This window comes from Kitasatospora putterlickiae (assembly GCF_039527695.1).
Lineage (GTDB): Bacteria > Actinomycetota > Actinomycetes > Streptomycetales > Streptomycetaceae > Kitasatospora > Kitasatospora putterlickiae.
In genome coordinates this window covers 9,762-10,959 of sequence record NZ_BAAAKJ010000033.1, presented here as the reverse complement: position 1 = coordinate 10,959, position 1,198 = coordinate 9,762, and the positions used below count along the sequence as shown (strand labels likewise).

The window sequence follows — 1,198 nt, the reverse complement described above, 5'->3', positions numbered from 1 at the left end:
CGAACTCCAGTCCGCCGCCGGGCCGGCGCCGCACGAGGTCGCCGGTGCGGTAGAGGCGGGCGCCGGGCGGGCCGTACGGGTCGGGCAGGAAGCGGCGGGCGGTCAGTCCCGGCCGGCCCCGGTAGCCGTGCGCGACGCCCGCGCCGCCGAGGTACAGCTCGCCGGGCAGCCCGTACGGCACGGGCTGCAGGCGCTCGTCGAGGACGTAGGCGCGGGTGTTGGCGAGCGGCGCGCCGATGCTCACCCGGCCGTCGGGGGCGGCGGGTTCGGCGAGGGTGGACCAGACGGTCGTCTCGGTGGGGCCGTAGACGTTGACCAGCCGGGCGGTGGCGGCGGCGAGGTCGGCGGCGAGCGGGGCGGGCAGGGCCTCGCCGCCGGTGAGCGCGGTCAGGCCGCCGCCGGTCGACGCGAGGCCCGCCTCCAGCAGGAGCCGCCAGCCGCTGGGTGTGGCCTGGACGTGGCCGATTCCCTCGCGGGCGATGAGGTCGAGCAGCGCGGGGCCGTCCCGGTGGGCGCCCTCGGGGGCGAGGACGACGCGGCCGCCGGTGATCAGCGGCAGCAGCAGTTCGACGGTGGAGATGTCGAAGGAGAGCGAGGTCAGGCCGAGCCAGCGGTCCTCGGGACGGGCGCCGAGGTGGTCGCGGAGGCCGCCGAGGAGGTTGGCGAGCGCGCCGTGCGGCACCTCGACGCCCTTGGGGGTGCCGGTGGAGCCGGAGGTGTAGAGCACGTACGCGGGGTGGTCCGGCGCGGGTCCGGTGGGCAGGTCCGGATCCGTGGCTCCCTCCGGGCCCGTGGGCGCCAGGTCCCCCGGGGTGAGGTCGCCCGGCGCGGACGGCTCGCGGGTGACCCGCAGCGTGAGGCCGGAGTCGGCGCGCAGGAAGGCGAGCCGGTCGGCGGGGTACTCCGGGTCGAGCGGAAGGTAGGCCGCTCCGGACGCCAGCACGGCGAGGACGGCGACGAGTTGGTCCCGACCGCGCGGCATGGCGATGCCGACCAGGGTGCCGGGCCCGGCGCCGCGCCGGGTGAGCGCGGCGGCGGCGTGCGCGACCAGCCGGGCCAGCTCGCGGTAGCGGTACGCGGCGCCGTCGGCGACCAGCGCGACGGCCTCCGGGGTGGCGGCGGCGCGGGCGGCGAACAGCGCGGGGACGGTCGCCTCGGCGAGACCCGGTTCCGGCGCGGGGGCGGCGAGTTGGGCGGG

The 1,198-nt window shown here is 79.0% G+C and carries 1 protein-coding gene; it reads right to left on the bottom strand.

Features of this window, described 5'->3' with window-relative positions:
- On the bottom strand, nt 1–1,198 hold a 1,198-nt coding region (locus ABD308_RS04265; RefSeq protein WP_344325736.1), incomplete at both ends, for an amino acid adenylation domain-containing protein.